General features: G+C 66.7%; 15 protein-coding genes. 9 read left to right on the top strand and 6 right to left on the bottom strand.

The annotated features are described in order from the left end of the window. Positions 1-64: 64 nt before the first annotated feature. Complete coding sequence (locus ON43_RS16470; RefSeq protein ID WP_040808348.1) at positions 65-1,081, bottom strand: zinc-dependent alcohol dehydrogenase family protein; 1,017 nt, start codon at positions 1,079-1,081, stop codon at positions 65-67. Between the two features lie 112 nt (positions 1,082-1,193). On the opposite strand from ON43_RS16470, the gene ON43_RS42535 reads away from it, so the two are divergent. Further along, positions 1,194-1,589 carry a DUF3291 domain-containing protein gene (locus ON43_RS42535; RefSeq protein WP_157514066.1) on the top strand — a complete coding sequence of 132 codons (396 nt, stop codon included), beginning with the start codon at positions 1,194-1,196 and terminating at the stop codon, positions 1,587-1,589. Positions 1,590-1,598: 9 nt separating this feature from the next. On the opposite strand, the gene ON43_RS16480 is transcribed toward ON43_RS42535, so the two are convergent. Further along, positions 1,599-2,030 carry an Imm63 family immunity protein gene (locus ON43_RS16480; protein WP_040808349.1) on the bottom strand — a complete coding sequence of 144 codons (432 nt, stop codon included), beginning with the start codon at positions 2,028-2,030 and terminating at the stop codon, positions 1,599-1,601. An 84-nt stretch (positions 2,031-2,114) separates the two neighbouring features. Next, positions 2,115-2,990, bottom strand: coding sequence for a LysR family transcriptional regulator (locus tag ON43_RS16485; protein ID WP_245568637.1), 876 nt, complete (start codon positions 2,988-2,990; stop codon positions 2,115-2,117). Between the two features lie 123 nt (positions 2,991-3,113). On the opposite strand from ON43_RS16485, the gene ON43_RS16490 reads away from it, so the two are divergent. Genes ON43_RS16490 through ON43_RS16510 form a run of 5 tightly spaced genes read left to right on the top strand, consistent with a single transcriptional unit; the run spans position 3,114 to position 8,165 of the window. Further along, positions 3,114-4,562: a form I ribulose bisphosphate carboxylase large subunit gene (locus tag ON43_RS16490; protein WP_040808350.1), complete on the top strand. Its 1,449-nt coding sequence runs from the start codon at positions 3,114-3,116 to the stop codon at positions 4,560-4,562. A gap of 16 nt (positions 4,563-4,578) precedes the next feature. Beyond that, on the top strand, positions 4,579-5,001 hold the full coding sequence (locus ON43_RS16495; RefSeq protein ID WP_040808351.1) for a ribulose bisphosphate carboxylase small subunit: 423 nt from the start codon (positions 4,579-4,581) through the stop codon (positions 4,999-5,001). Between the two features lie 25 nt (positions 5,002-5,026). Continuing rightward, positions 5,027-6,139 (top strand): AAA family ATPase, encoded by a 1,113-nt coding sequence (locus tag ON43_RS16500; RefSeq protein WP_245568623.1) that lies wholly within the window; start codon positions 5,027-5,029, stop codon positions 6,137-6,139. 16 nt (positions 6,140-6,155) lie between these two features. Then, positions 6,156-7,232: a class 1 fructose-bisphosphatase gene (locus tag ON43_RS16505; RefSeq protein WP_040808352.1), complete on the top strand. Its 1,077-nt coding sequence runs from the start codon at positions 6,156-6,158 to the stop codon at positions 7,230-7,232. 54 nt (positions 7,233-7,286) lie between these two features. After that, complete coding sequence (locus ON43_RS16510) at positions 7,287-8,165, top strand: phosphoribulokinase (protein WP_040808354.1); 879 nt, start codon at positions 7,287-7,289, stop codon at positions 8,163-8,165. Between the two features lie 87 nt (positions 8,166-8,252). On the opposite strand, the gene ON43_RS16515 is transcribed toward ON43_RS16510, so the two are convergent. After that, positions 8,253-8,840 (bottom strand): HdeD family acid-resistance protein, encoded by a 588-nt coding sequence (locus ON43_RS16515; RefSeq protein WP_040808355.1) that lies wholly within the window; start codon positions 8,838-8,840, stop codon positions 8,253-8,255. A 71-nt stretch (positions 8,841-8,911) separates the two neighbouring features. Next, a complete protein-coding gene (locus tag ON43_RS16520; RefSeq protein WP_040808356.1) occupies positions 8,912-9,583 on the bottom strand; it encodes a YoaK family protein in 672 nt (223 codons plus the stop codon). Between the two features lie 187 nt (positions 9,584-9,770). On the opposite strand from ON43_RS16520, the gene ON43_RS16525 reads away from it, so the two are divergent. Together ON43_RS16525 and ON43_RS16530 are read left to right on the top strand one after the other, a co-directional pair. Then, positions 9,771-10,937: a thiolase family protein gene (locus ON43_RS16525; RefSeq protein WP_040808357.1), complete on the top strand. Its 1,167-nt coding sequence runs from the start codon at positions 9,771-9,773 to the stop codon at positions 10,935-10,937. 334 nt (positions 10,938-11,271) lie between these two features. Then, on the top strand, positions 11,272-12,381 hold the full coding sequence (locus tag ON43_RS16530) for a winged helix DNA-binding domain-containing protein (RefSeq protein ID WP_083913463.1): 1,110 nt from the start codon (positions 11,272-11,274) through the stop codon (positions 12,379-12,381). An 18-nt stretch (positions 12,382-12,399) separates the two neighbouring features. Here the strand turns inward: ON43_RS16530 and ON43_RS16535 are convergent, their stop codons facing one another. Continuing rightward, complete coding sequence (locus ON43_RS16535) at positions 12,400-12,876, bottom strand: winged helix-turn-helix transcriptional regulator (RefSeq protein ID WP_040808359.1); 477 nt, start codon at positions 12,874-12,876, stop codon at positions 12,400-12,402. A gap of 100 nt (positions 12,877-12,976) precedes the next feature. Between ON43_RS16535 and ON43_RS16540 the strand changes: the two genes are divergently transcribed. Then, on the top strand, positions 12,977-14,380 hold the full coding sequence (locus tag ON43_RS16540) for an MFS transporter (RefSeq protein WP_051178516.1): 1,404 nt from the start codon (positions 12,977-12,979) through the stop codon (positions 14,378-14,380). The last annotated feature ends 52 nt before the right edge of the window (positions 14,381-14,432 follow it).

Below are 14,432 nucleotides of genomic sequence, written 5' to 3' on the forward strand. Positions count from 1 at the left end.
TCGGACAGATTTCAACGCTGAGAGCTCCCTGATCTTGAAACCGGCTGTGGGCCGCGGCATACCCTCAGGGCAGGAGGAGGGTTTTGATGGCTCGGCGTTCGTCCATTTCGGCGTAGCCTTCGGCGACTTCGCCGAGAGGGAGGGTGAGGTCGAAGACCTTGCCGGGGGTGATGTGGCCGTCGAGGACGCGGCCGATGAGGTCTGCGAGGAAGCGGCGGACGGGGGCGGGGCCGCCGCGGAGGCCTACGTGGGTGCGGAAGAGGTCGTCGCCGGAGATTTGGATGCCGTGGGGGACGCCTACGAAGCCGACGGTGCCGCCTACGCGGGTGGAGTGGCGGGCCTGGGTCATGGATTCGGCGGTGCCTACGCATTCGAGGACGGCGTCGGCGCCTGTGCCGTTGGTGAGTTCTTTGATGCGGGCGACGCCGTCGTCGCCGCGTTCGGTGACGATGTCGGTGGCACCGAAGTCGAGGGCCAGTTTCTGGCGGGATTCGTGGCGGCTCATGGCGATGATGCGTTCGGCGCCAAGTTCTTTCGCGGCCAGGACGCCGCACAGTCCGACCGCGCCGTCGCCGACGACGGCGACCGTCGAGCCCTGCCGGACTTCCGCGGCAACTGCGGCGTACCAGCCGGTGCCCATGACATCGGAGAGGGTCAGCAGGCTCGGCACCAAATCCGCGTCCGGTTGCTCGGGCAAGGCGACCAGCGTGCCGCCCGCCAGGGGAATCCGGATCAGTTCGGCCTGGCAGGTGCCCATGAATCCGCCGTTCATGCACGCCGATTGGATGCCGTAGCGGCAGTTGGGGCAGGTGTTGTCCGAGTAGGCGAAGCCGCCGACCACGAACTGGCCGGGCCGCAGCGAGGTGACCTCGGCCCCGACCTCCTCGACGATCCCGACGTATTCGTGCCCCATCGGCCGCGGCTCGGTAACCGGGTTGATGCCGCGATAGGACCACAGGTCGGAGCCGCAGACACAGGTCGCGACGGTGCGGATGATCGCGTCGGTCGGCTGCTCGATGCAGGGATCGGGCCGCTCCTCGAATCGAATGTCGAACGGCGCGTGTAAGACGGTGCCTCGCATGAGATCTCCTGTTCGCCGAAAAGCGCCGGAAGACACACCTCACGCCATGGTAGCCACCGATTCGCCAGCGCTGCGCTTGCGGGGGACCGGGCGGACTGTCAGGCTGATCGCCATGCCTCAATTGCCTTGGACCAGCGGTGTTTACAAGCCCGAGGACGGCGCGGAGCTGCATGTGCTCACCTCCGAACTGCCCTTGAAACGGTATGCCGACATACCGCGGTTCCTGCGCTGGACTCTGAAGATCCGAAGCCAGTTGAAGGACGCCCCGGGCTGCGCCGGTTACAGCCTCGACGCCCTGCTGACCGTCAAGACCTTCCGGACCCTGTCGGCCTGGTCGGACAAGGACGCGATGGAGGCCTTCGTGCGCGCCGGATCCCACGCCGAGATGCTCGCGGATATGGCTGGGCGCGTGGGCAACCCACGCTTCGTCGAGTCGAAGGAGGCGGGCAAGAACCTGCCGCTGTCCTGGGCGGAAGCCCGCGCCCGGCTCACCGCCCCGGGCGCGTGACGTCGAACGTCAGTGGAAGGGGTACTCGGCCAGAATCCCATTGATATGGGTGAGCGTCCGCCCGCCCCACTCGGGGTGCACGGCCGAGACCAGCCGATGCCATTCCGGGAACCAGATCCGCCGCGCGTCGTGCGTCGGCGGCCGGGCCGCATGCTGGTGCACGGTGTCGAGGGCGATCTGACGGGCCATATGGTCGACGACCCAGTACGAGAGCTCCTCGGGCGAGGTCGTGGGCTTGTCGAGGATCTGCTTGTTGCGCTCCCACGCCTCGAAACTGAGGCGATCGGGCGTGACGCGGAAGAACGGCTCGGCGAAGTCCAGGTGGCCGTGGTGGCCCGCGATCATGGGCGGGACGTGGGCGGCTGGGCGGGGCGCGACCCGGTGGAGGCGGTCGACCCACAGCAGCACCGACTGCTGAATTTCCTCGGGGTCGAATGGCACCCGGACAATCTTGCCCGAAGTTGATCTTCGGATTGCGCAGGGGTCGGCCCGCGAGTCGCTGACCAGCTCAGACGCCTCTTTGCCTCATACGCCACGGAACGCCTTGTCGCCGACCCGGTCCGGATCGGTGATGTGGGACAGGAACAGCCGGGCGGTGGGCGTCGGGGTGCGGGTGGTGACGACATGCCAGGGCCGGTTGAGGGGTGTGCCCTCCACCGCCAGCACCTCGAGCTGCCCGGCATCGAGATCGGTGATGATGGCATCGGAGTGGATGAGGGTGATGCCCAGCCCCTCCCGCGCGGCGGCCAGCGCAGCCCCGTGCGTGCCGAGAGTCAGTGTGGGCGGCCGGATTTGGAGCCGGTCGAACAATGCGAGCGTGGTGTCGCGGGTACCGGATCCTTTGCCACGCAATAGCCAGGTGGCCTCACAGGGGTCCGGCCAGAGCTTCGGCGCGCCGACCACCACCAGCTGGCACGGCCGCCGCGCCCGGGTGACCAGCCCCGCGTCCCGCGGCGGCCGCCCCGCCACCACGAGATCGGTTTCGTGGTGGGTCAATTCGAGGAACAGCACATCCCGCGGCTGGATCGACAGCGCCAATTCGATACTGGGATACCGGTTGTGGAACGAGGCGAGCAGCCGCAGCAGCACGTATTCCCCGGCTGTCGCCACCACCCCGATACGCAACCGACCGGTCTCGGCCTCGCGCACCGCCGCGTGCGCCTCCTTCATCAGCCCGAGAATGCTGCGGCAGTAGTCCGCGTACACCCGCCCCGCCTCGGTGAGCGCGATGCCCCGCCCGGATTTGGCCACAAGTTTGGCCCCGAGTTGTTTCTCGATGTGTGCCACGGCCGCCGAGGCCGCCGCTTCGGTGATGTGCAACTGCGCCGCGGCGCGGCGAATGCTGGAGTGCTTGGCAACGGCGAGAAAGGTTTCCATGCGCACCGCGCTCACCGTACCCATACTCAACAGTAGCAAACCTGACGAAAAGGTTGAGCGAGAACAGAAACAATCGAATTGTTTGTCGTTAACGGCCCCGTCATCCTGGGAATCACAAGTGGCCCAACCCGGTTCGCAGGAGGAAAGATGGCCGGATCTGACGATGATCAGCGCAGCCGGTGGGATCCGGGTGTGCAGTCGTATGCCTCGATGGGATACTACGCGCCCGACTATCAGCCCAAGGACACCGATGTGCTGGCGGTTTTCCGGGTGACCCCGCAGCAGGGCGTGGACCCGGTCGAGGCGTCGGCCGCGGTGGCCGGCGAATCCTCCACCGCGACATGGACGGTCGTCTGGACCGACCGCCTCACCGCGCACAACCGCTACCAGGGCAAGTGCTACCGGGTGGACGAGGTGCCGGGCCGTCCGGGGGAGTACTTCGCCTACATCGCCTACGACCTCGACCTGTTCGAGGAGGGCTCGATCACCAATCTCACCTCCTCGGTCATCGGCAATGTCTTCGGTTTCAAGCCATTGCAGGCATTGCGCCTGGAGGACATGCGGATTCCCGTCGCATATGTCAAGACCTTTCAGGGTCCCGCGCACGGAATCGTTATGGAGCGGGAATATCTCAACAAATACGGCCGCCCGCTGCTCGGCGCCACGGTGAAACCGAAATTGGGATTGTCGGCGCGCAACTACGGCCGCGTGGTGTACGAGGCCTGCAAGGGCGGTCTCGATTTCACCAAGGATGACGAGAACATCAACTCGCAGCCGTTCATGCGCTGGCGCGACCGTTTCCTGTTCGCCATGGAGGGCGTCAACCGCGCGATTGCCGAAACCGGTGAATTGAAAGGCCATTACCTCAATGTCACCGCCGCGGACATGGAGGACATGTACGAGCGGGCCGAGTTCGCCAAGTCGCTGGGCAGCTGCATCATCATGATGGACCTGACGGTCGGCTACACGGCCATGCAGTCCATGGCCAAGTGGGCGCGCCGCAATGGCATGTTGCTGCATCTGCACCGGGCCGGGCATTCCACGTACACCCGGCAGAAGACGCACGGCGTGAGCTTCCGGGTGCTGGCCAAGTGGTGCCGGTTGATCGGCGTCGATCACATTCACGCGGGCACGGTCGTGGGCAAGCTCGAAGGCGACCCGCATTCGGTGCGCGGCTTCTACGACACCTTGCGCGACGGCCATGTGCCGATGAATCCGGCCAATGGCATCTTCTTCGATCAGGATTGGGCCAGCCTGCCCGGTGTCATGCCGGTGGCCTCCGGCGGTATTCACGCCGGTCAGATGCATCAGCTGCTGGACCTGTTCGGCGATGACGTGATCCTGCAATTCGGCGGCGGCACCATCGGACATCCGATGGGTATCGCCGCGGGCGCGGAGGCCAACCGGGTCGCGCTCGAGGCGGTCGTCAAGGCGCGCAACGAGGGTCGCGATCTGCTCAAGGAGGGCCCGGACGTGCTGCGCCGCGCCGCCGAACTCTGCCGCCCGCTCGATGTCGCGCTCGCGACCTGGGGTGATGTCACCTTCGACTACACCTCCACCGACGCCCCCGACGCCGTCCCCACGGCCACGCGCTGAAAGTCGAGGACCACCAATGCATTTGCGCCAGGGCACCTTCTCGCACCTGCCGGATCTCGACGACACCGAAATCGCCGCCCAGGTCCGCTACGCACTGCTCAACAACTGGCCGGTGTCGATCGAGTACACCGACGATCCGCATCCGCGCAACAGCTATTGGGAGATGTGGGGCCTGCCGCTGTTCGATCTGGACGAGCCCGACGGTGTACTCGCCGAGATCAACGCCTGCCGGGCCACGTTCCCGCGCCACTACATTCGCGTGAACGCCTACGACGCCTCCTACGGCCGCCAGACCACGGCATTGAGCTTCATCGTGCAGCGCCCTGTCAACGAGCCGGGCTTCCGCCTGGATCGCGCCGAATCCGACGACCGTCGCCAGCACTACGGCTTCCACGCCTATGCCACCGACGACCGTCCGGGCGAAAGGTATGGCGGCTGAAGACGTTTCGGAACGGGAGGATATCGTGAGCGCGGAACGCCCCGCGGTTCCGGACGGCCGGCAGCCTGCAGCCGGCCGTCCGGCGGGCGGGTTCCAGATGCATCGACCCGGGGTCACGAGCCCCGCACCGGTGCGCGGTACGGCCGCCGGACACCCTCCCGGACCGGAGGATTCGGCGGCCGACCACCTGCTCCGTCCAATTGACGGCCCGCCGTCGCAACTCGCTGACGACGCGCTGCTGGACCTGTCGACCGATATCGCGGGCAAGGACGTCGAGGACACGCTCGCCCGCCTTGATGCCGAACTGGTCGGCCTGGCGAATGTCAAACGGCGAGTGCGGGAAATCGCGGCCCTGCTGCTCATCGATCGCGCCCGTCAGCGCTTCGGGCTCCAGGCTACCCGCCCGACCATGCACATGAGCTTCACCGGCGGGCCCGGCACCGGTAAGACCACCGTCGCCCTGCGCATGGCCGAGATGCTGCACGCCCTCGGATACATCCGCAAACCCAAGGTGCACACCGTCACCCGCGACGACCTGGTCGGCCAGTTCATCGGCCATACCGCGCCCAAGACCAAGGAGGCGCTGGCCAAGGCCGCCGGGGGAGTGCTGTTCATCGACGAGGCCTACTACCTGTTCCGCCCGGAGAACGAGCGCGACTACGGGCAGGAGGTCATCGAAATCCTGTTGCAGGAGATGGAGAACGAGCGCACCAGCCTCGTGGTGATCTTCGCCGGTTATCCCGATCGCATGGAGACCTTCTTCTCCGCCAACCCGGGCCTGTCCTCCCGGGTCGCCCACCACATCGAGTTCCCCGACTATACCCACGAAGAACTCATGGCCATCGCCGAACTCATGGTGCGCCAGGAGAATTTCCGCTTCGATCCCGCTGCCGCCGAGGCATTCTCGCGCTATCTGCTGCTGCGCATGGCCCGCCCCCGCTTCGCCAATGCCCGCAGCGTGCGCAATGCCCTCGACCGGTGCCGGCTGCGTCAGGCCAAGCGCCTGGTGGAGCTGCACCGGCCGGTCGGCCGCACGGATCTCATCACGCTGACCGACGGCGACGTCCTGGGCAGCAGCGTGTTCGCGGACGCCCCTACCGACTCGAACGGGTCTGCTGACGAGGGGGCCCCTCCATGACGAATTGAGAGCGATTGTGCCCGAAGGACTGAAGACCCTCACCCGCTACACCATCGAGTCCGAGCACCGCCAGCCCGGCGCGTCCGGGGAGTTCTCGGCGCTGCTCAATGTGCTCGCCACCGCCACCAAGATCATCGCGAACCAGGTCACCCGGGGAGCCATCATCGGCTCGCTGGGTGCGACCGATGCCGAGAATCTGCCGATCACCGTGCATCGCAAGATGGATGCCATCGCCAATGACGTGATGGTGGCCGAGAGTCAGTGGACCGGGCCGCTCTCGGCGCTGGTGTCGGAGCAGATGCGCGATTGCCATCCGGTGCCGAGCGAGTACCGGCGCGGGAAGTATCTGCTGGCCTTCGATCCGCTGGACGGCTCGAGCAATATCGATGTGAATCTGCCGGTGGGAACGATCTTCAGCGTGCTGCGGGCACCGGAGGACGGGCGCGAGGCGACCGGTGCGGACTTCCTGCAGCCGGGCGTGCAGCAGGTGTGTGCGGGCTTCACGCTCTACGGTCCGGCCACCATGCTGGTGCTGACCACCGGCAACGGCGTGGACGGATTCACCCTCGACCGTGAGGTGGGCGCGTTCGTGCTCACCCACCCGCGCATGCGAATTCCGGACGACACTTCGGGTTTCGCGATCAATGCCGCCAACGAGCGGTTCTGGGAGCGACCGGTGCGCCGGTATGTCCACGAATGCCTCGAAGGGGTCGAGGGGCCGCGCGGACGGGACTTCAATATGCGCTGGGTCGCCTCGCTGGTGGCCGACACGTTCCACATCCTGACCCGCGGCGGGCTGTACATGTATCCGCGCGATACCCGGCATCCGGATCGTCCGGGCCGGGTCTCGTTGCTGTACGGGGCCAATCCCATCGCCTTCATCGTCGAACAGGCGGGCGGCGCGGCGACCACCGGGCACGAGCGGGTGCTGGATGTGCGACCGGAGGAGCTGCACCAGCGGATTCCGTTCATCTTCGGGTCCCGCAATGAGGTCGAGCGGATCGAGCGCTATCACCGCGAGCCGGAGGAGGGGCCGAGTTTCGACGCCTCGCTGTTCGGTTCGCGTTCGCTGTTCCGGTCGGCCCGGCATTGATCCCTCTCGCGCGGGCATGCGCGAAATCTGTTGTCCGGCAATCGAGGAGGTGCCATGTCGGTCAAACATCCCGTGGTCGCGATCACCGGGTCGTCCGGTGCGGGGACGACCAGCGTCACGCGAACCTTCCAGGAGATCTTCCGCCGCGAGGGAATCAACGCGGCCATCGTGGAAGGGGATTCGTTCCATCGCTACGACCGCAACGAGATGAAGCTGGCCATGGCCGAGGCCGAACAGCAGCGCAATCTGACCTTCTCGCATTTCGGGCCGGAGGCGAATCTGCTCAGCGAGCTGGAAGCGCTGTTCCGCGAGTACGGGGAGACCGGGGTCGGCGCGGTGCGGCGGTATCTGCACGATGACGATGAGGCCAAACCCTTCGGACAGCCCGCGGGCACCTTCACACCGTGGGAGGAACTCGCGCCGGGCAGCGATCTGCTGTTCTACGAGGGCCTGCACGGCGCGGCGGTCGGCGAGGACGTCGATGTGGCGCGCTACGCGGATCTGCTGGTCGGCGTGGTGCCCATCATCAATCTGGAGTGGATTCAGAAGGTGCACCGCGACAAGACCGAACGCGGATACTCCAGCGAGGCCATCATCGACACCATCCTGCGGCGCATGCCCGACTATGTGAAGCACATCTGCCCGCAGTTCTCGCGGACGTATGTGAACTTCCAGCGGGTGCCGACGGTCGACACCTCGAATCCGTTCACCGCCCGGACCATTCCGACCGCGGACGAGAGCTTCGTGGTGATCCGCTTCGCCGATCCGAAGGTGATCGACTTCCCATATCTGCTGTCCATGCTGCACGATTCGTTCATGTCACGGCCCAACAGCATCGTGGTGCCGGGCGGGAAGATGGATCTGGCCATGCAGCTGATCTTCACGCCGTTGATTCTGCGGCTGATGGACAAGCGGCCCAAACGATTGCGCTGAGATCGCCTGTGGCGCAACAGAAACGGCGGCCACCCCGAAGGGCGACCGCCGTGGATGGTTGTGGTGCGCCGTGAACCCCTCGAAGACTCAGAGCCCCGCGGGAACATCCTTGGCGCGGCTCTTCACCGTGAAGGCCGTGATCACCTCGAAAACACCGATGGCGATCAGCCAGCAGCCCACCACGATGACCAGTGCGCCGATGGAGCGGAAGGGCTCCACGATCAGCAGGCCACCACCGACGATGAGCAGAATGCCGAACAGGATCTGCCAGCCCCGGCCCGGCATCAGGGCATCGGACACCGCGGCCACCAGCACCGCGGTGCCGCGGAAGATCCAGGTGATGCCGATCCACAGGGCCAGCAGGCCGATGGCCTGGAACTCATTGCGGAAGCAGAAGAAACCCAGAATGAAGGACAGGATCGCGGTGATGAACGACAGCACCCGCATCCAGGCGCTGACGTGCAGACCGAAGGCCGCGATCAGCTGGAAGACACCGGACACGAGCAGGTAGATGCCGAAAAGGACGCCGGCGACGACCAGGGTGGGTCCCGGCCACACCAGGATCAGGATGCCCAGCACCACCGAGAGCAGACCGGTGACCAGGATCGACTGCCACGCACTGCGGGCCAGTGCTTGAACCGGCCCCTCGTTAACTCCCTCTTTGCTGGTTGTCATGCAGGTCAGAATATGACCACTTAGGGCGAATTGCGCTTAATTAACCAAGTGTTGCGCGGCTGTGACGTGTCTCAATCCTCTTCCGCGGAAATCCGGACATTCCGCCGGACCCAGCGAATGTCCGCGCGCCAGGTATAGGCCGACACCAGCAGCGAGCCGACGAAGGCGGCATTGAGCATGTAGTAGCCGTCGATCACGAGTGACACCAGGCCGCCGATGAGCGCGCCCGCGGCGAACGAAAGATATTGCGTCGCATAGCCGAGCCAGTCGCGGGCCGTGCCGCCGCCGGCCACGTGCCGCTCGACGCCCTGAGCGAATTTCACCAGCGTGCCGGTGATGTAACTGACCGGGATGGACACCTCGCCGTTCTTCACGAACGAGGTATTGATCGAACCCATGCCGAAGGCCACGAAAAGAATCGGGGCCAGGCCGATCCCACGTTCCTCGAGGAACGCGTCGACGATGGCCGCACCCAGCAGCGCGCCCGTGGTGAGCATGGTCGCGCCGTGCGGGTGATTGGTCCACCAGAAGCGACGGCACAGCGAGGCCACGAAGACGCCCGCCAGGAAGCAGGCGATGATCGCGAACGCGCCCAGCGCGAGAACGTGGTCACCGGCGAAGTTGCCCAGTACGGCGCGTTCGGTATTGCCGGTCATGAAGGTGACGAAGTAGCCCTCGGAGTGCGTGTACGCGGCCGCGCCGATGAATCCCGCCAGAACCGACAGCACCGCGGACAGTCGCATCTCGAGGTCCCAGAAGGGTTCGGGGTTCCGATTGCGTGTCGCAGTCACAGCAACAGGCTAGCAACCTGAATCACGATGGCCGGGAGGTGAAAATCCGCGCGGCTGACGGCGTGCGCCACGGTGCGGTACAGTGCATATGTTAACCGGAATTCGCGTCCGGTCCGTACAGTGGGAACTAGGAGAAGTCATGACTTCCGCCGTCATCGTCGACGCCGTCCGCACCCCCTCCGGCAAGGGGAAAATCGGTGGCGGCCTGTCGGAAGTGCATCCGGCGACACTGCTGTCCGGGGTGCTGCAGAGCCTGGTCGAGCGCACCGGGATCGATCCGGCACTGGTCGATGATGTGATCGGCGGTTGCGTCACGCAGAGCGGTGAGCAGGCGTTCAATATCTCGCGTACCGCGGTGCTGGCGGCCGGATTTCCGGAGTCGGTACCCGCCACGACGGTGGATCGGCAGTGTGGATCCTCACAGCAGGCGGCGCATTTCGCGGCGCAGGGCGTGATCGCGGGGGCCTACGACATCGCCATCGCCTGCGGTGTGGAATCCATGTCGCGGGTGCCGATGTTCTCCAACGCCCAGGGCAAGGACGCCAACCGGGGGCCGATCGCGCACCGGTACCCGAACGGGCTTGTGCAGCAGGGTATTTCGGCCGAGGTGATCGCGGCCCGCTGGAAGTTCGACCGGGCGGCGCTGGACGAATTCGCGGCGCGATCGCACCAATTGGCCGCGGCCACCGCCGCATCCGGCGGCTTCGACAACGAATTGGTCGCCGCGGGCAGCCTCACCGCCGACGAGACCATCCGCCCCAGCACCACCGTCGAGGGCCTGGCCGGTCTGAAGCCCGCCTTCGTCGACGCCGAATTCAAGGCCCGCTTCCCGGAAATCGAGTGGTCCATCACCTCCGGCAACTCCTCGCCGCTGACCGACGGCGCCTCCGCCGCCCTCATCATGAGCGAGGAGAAGGCCGCCCAGCTGGGCCTGAAGCCCCGCGCCCGCTTCCACTCCTTCGCCGTCACCGGCGATGATCCGCTGCTCATGCTCACCGCCGTCATCCCGGCGACCCGCAAGGTCCTCGCCCGAGCGGGCCTGTCCATCAACGACATCGACGCCTACGAGGTCAACGAGGCCTTCGCCCCCGTCCCCCTGGTCTGGGCCCACGAACTCGCCGCCGATCCGGCCAAACTCAACCCCCGCGGCGGCGCCATCGCCCTCGGCCACCCCCTCGGCGCCTCCGGCACCCGCATCCTCACCACCATGCTCAACCACCTCGAGCAAACCGGCGGCCGCTACGGCCTCATGACCATGTGCGAAGCCGGCGGCCTCGCCAACGCCACCATCATCGAACGCCTCTGAGGACTGCCGCCGCACTGCGGCGGTATCGGCAGTGCGGCGCACCGGCGCGAACTGGGGGTTCATGCGCCCGATCCGGGTCGGGAGGCGGCGGGTCCGGCGGCGTAGGGGGCCGCCGGACCCGGGAAGTCTTCGTAGTCCCACCGGCCGAGGAACCGGTCGAAGCCGCTCCTACGACAACATGATCCGGAGCGGCGTCCGCGGCACGAGCGGTCGGCCCGAGCGACGTGAACGATCGCGGCGGGCCCGACTTCCTGCGGGAGAGTGCGGATTGTGTCGGGGTGCGGTTCTAAGCTGAGGTCGGTTGTGCGGCCGCGCGGGACGGGTGGGAGGCGTTGTGAAGGTTTCGTGGGATCAGGTTTTCGGGTGGCGGGTGCGGCGGCAGTTCGTGGAGCCGCGCACCAAGGGTGACGTTGTGGCCGTGGTCGAGCGGCTCTGCGGGGTGCAGGCGCAGGTCACCTCGGCGGCGGAAACGGCTGTGGCGCTGCGACGTTCGGCTGGAACGCCGGGAGCGGTCATGGAGGCGTTGGGGGAGGGGAAGCTGATGAAGACGTGGGCCATGCGGGGGACGCTGCATGCGCTCACGCCGGAGGTAGGGGCGGCGGCATTGTCCCTGATGGCGTCGGCGCGGACGTGGGAGAAACCGGCGTGGACCAAGGCTGCCGGGGCTACGCCGGAGGATGTCGCCGCGATGGTGAAGGCGGTCGGTGAGATTCTCGATGGCAGGGTGCTCACGCGCGACGAGTTGGTCGGGGAACTCATCGCCGAACCTCGGTTTCAGCCGTTGGAGGCGCATCTGAGGTCGGGGTGGGGGTCGATGCTCAAGCCGCTGGCCTGGCAGGGAGCCCTCTGCTACGGATCGAGTCGGGGTACCTCGGTCACGTTCAGCAATCCGGCCCATGTGATTCCCGGATGGTCCGGTATTCCGGATCCCGACACAGCTGCGCCGCTCGTCATTCGCACCTATCTGGGCGCGTACGGGCCCGCGACGCCCGAGATCTTCAACAACTGGCTGACGCGCGGCTTCCTGAGCAAAACGACTGTGCGGCGCTGGTTTTCGGCGCTGAGCGATGAGCTGACCGAGGTCGACGTCGAGGGGCGCACCGGCTTCTTCCTCACCGAACACCTCGACGAACTGCGGAAGATCAAGCCGTCCTCCGCGGTTCATCTCCTCGGCCAATTCGACCAGTACGTCCTGGGACCCGGAACCGGCGACACCGCCTTGCTCCCGGGCGATCATCGCGCCAAGGTCAGCCGCACGGCGGGTTGGATCTCGCCGCTCGTTCTGGTCGGCGGTCGCATCGCCGGAACCTGGGACCTCGACAAGGGCGATCTGGTGGTCTCCATGTTCGACGGCGCACCGGTTCCGACCGCGCAGATCACCGCCGAGCTACCCCGCATCGCGGCGGCCACCGGCCAGCCGGTGCACGCCGTCCGCCCGGCCTGAACCGGTCGCAGGTCTTCTCTACGTACGGCTCGGCAGCAGGTCCGGATCGTGCGCGCCCGGGCCGAGTTGCAGGCGAAGGTCCTTCGCGGTGAGGTGATCGCCGCATTCCGAGCACACGGGCTGGACGGTCATGACGTGGTCGCAGGTCTTGTGGACGGCCTCGATCGGGGGACCGTCGGGGGCGGCCCATTCGTCACCCCATTGCCGCATGGCGGCCACGATCGTCCATAGCGAGCGCCCCTTGTCGGTGAGCACATAGTCGTAGCGAACCGGGTTCTCCTGATACGGGGTCTTCTCCAGGATGCCCTGCGCGACAAGGTGTTCCAGGCGTTGGGTGAGGACGTTGCGGGCGATGCCGAGCCGCGAGCGGAAGTCATCGAACCGGGTGACGCCGAAGAGCGCATCTCGGACGATCAGCAGGGTCCACCATTCACCCACCACCTCCAGGCATTGGGCGATGGAGCAGTTCATGTCCTCGAAGCTGGTTCGCCGCATACACACAGCATAGTCAGTTGCTTCAAGAGACTCACTGACCTATGGTCGGTCTCATGAAGAAACTCACTGGGGTCGGTTGCCGGCCGGGCGGGGGAGATCGATGAGTACCGCTGTCGTGCAAGAGGAACGGCGGGCTGTCGATCCGCGGTTGGTGCTGGGCATCGTCGCGGTGGCCGTGGTGCTGTCGAGCCTGGACCTGTTCATCGTGAATGTGGCACTGCCGCGGATCGCCGAGGATTTCTCCGGGGCGCGCATCGCGGGACTCTCGTGGGTGCTCAACGCGTATTCGATCGTCTACGCAGCCCTGCTCGTGCCCGCCGGGCGGCTCGGCGACCGGAACGGGAACAAGACCACATTCCTGGCCGGGCTCGGCATCTTCGTGCTGGGGTCGGCGCTGTGCGCGGTCGCGTGGAATACCGGTGCGCTGGTGACCTTCCGGGTCGCCCAGGCGGCGGGCGCGGCACTGCTGACACCGTCCTCGCTGGGCCTGCTGATGGCGGCCACACCGCCCGAAAAGCGGGCCACGGCCGTGCGGCTCTGGGTCGCTTTCGGCGGGCTGGGTGCGGCGCTGGGGCCGGTGATCGGCGGCGTGCTCGTCGAATTCCATTGGCGCTGGGTGTTTCTGGTGAATGTGCCGATCGGCGTGATCGCGCTGGTGGTCGGTGTGCGGCTGCTGCCCAGGCCCGCCGGCTCGGGTGGCGCGCTGCCGGACGGGCTCGGGGCGCTGGCGCTGATCGCGTCGGTGGCTTCGCTGATCCTCGCGGTGGTCAAGGGGCCGGACTGGGGCTGGGGTTCAGTCGGCGTGATCGGCGCGTTCGCGGCGACGGTCGTGTTCGCGGTGGTGTTCGTGATCTCGTCGCGCCGCCATCACAGTCCGGTCGTGGATCCCGGATTGCTGCGGGTGCCGAATTTCGCTCTCATGATGGGCAATTCGCTGCTGTTCAATGTCGCGTTCGCGGGGATGCTGCTCTCGGCGGTGCTGTGGATGCAGAGCGTGTGGGGGTGGTCGGCGCTGAAGACCGGACTGGCGATCGCTCCCGGTCCGCTGATGGTGCCGTTCGTCGCGGTGTCGGCGGGCAAGCTCATCGCCCGGGTGGGCGCCGGGCCGGTGCTGGCGCTGGGTGGAGTCTCGTTCGCGGCCGGACTCGTGTGGTGGGCGCAGGCGATCACGCTGCAGCCGAACTACGCCGCCGGACTGCTCGGCGGCATGCTGGTGACCGGACTGGGCGTTGGTCTGACCATGCCGACCAGCGTCGCGGCGGGCACGGCGGGACTACCGCCGCAGCGATTCGCTACGGGATCGGCGGTGCTGAGCATGGCCCGGCAGATCGGCATGGCGGTGGGTGTGGCGGTATTCGTGGCGGTGCTGGGTTCCCCCGAAGGCCTGCACGCCACTCTCGAAGCGTTCCAACACGGTTGGTACGCCATTGTGGCCGCATCCGTGGTGGCGGGCGCGCTCGGCCTGGCCGCGCGAATGCCCAAGCCCGCACCGGTCTCCGGGTAGCTTCTCAGGGGCGGTCTCAGGGGTTGTCCGGATGTTCGGCGCCCCGGCCGTC

The sequence above is a fragment of the Nocardia concava NBRC 100430 genome, assembly GCF_000308815.1.
GTDB lineage: Bacteria > Actinomycetota > Actinomycetes > Mycobacteriales > Mycobacteriaceae > Nocardia > Nocardia concava.